The 524-nt window shown below is 52.7% G+C and carries 1 protein-coding gene; it reads left to right on the top strand.

Going from position 1 to position 524, the window contains the following annotated elements; genetic code table 11:
* Positions 1 to 322: four helix bundle protein (locus JNK74_30200; GenBank protein ID MBL7650442.1), on the top strand; the 322-nt coding region annotated here is incomplete at its 5' end.
* Between the last annotated feature and the right edge of the window lie 202 nt (positions 323 to 524).

The following is a 524-nucleotide window of genomic DNA, read 5'->3' as shown; positions in this document are numbered from 1 at the left end:
TCGAGCTTCACTCTCTATCATGAATAATATCGCTGAGGGTCACGGGCGGCCATCGTTGGCTGATCGCAACCGCTACCTCGTGATCGCTAAGGGGTCGTGTAATGAAGTGCGTTCAATGCTCCATCATGCAAAGCGCATGGAGTATATGACCATCACAGACATGGAAAGGGCATTTGACCTTTGCCAGGAGATCGGCCGATTGCTCTATACCTACATGAACCCGAGTACCCGTAGATTCGGACATCTGCCGGGTTTCACAGGGCTCCTCATCATTGCAAGTTGGTTCCAGTCCCTTTCAAAAAAGCTCCCTGATCAATTGTAGTCAGTTTCAAACCGTTCACTTTCCACTGTCCCACTGTCCACTGTCCACTGTCCACTGTCCCACTGTCCACTGTCCACTGTCCCACTGTCCACTGTCCACTGTCCCAATGTCCACTGTCCCACTGTCCACTGTCCACTGTCCACTGTCCACTGTCCCACTGTCCACTGTCCACTGTCCCACTGTCCACTGTCCACTGTCCCAC

It is taken from the genome of Candidatus Hydrogenedentota bacterium, assembly GCA_016791475.1.
In the GTDB taxonomy this organism is placed as follows: Bacteria; Hydrogenedentota; Hydrogenedentia; order Hydrogenedentales; family JAEUWI01; genus JAEUWI01.
The sequence above is the reverse complement of the archived record's forward strand: the minus strand, read 5'-3'. Positions and strand labels throughout refer to the sequence as shown.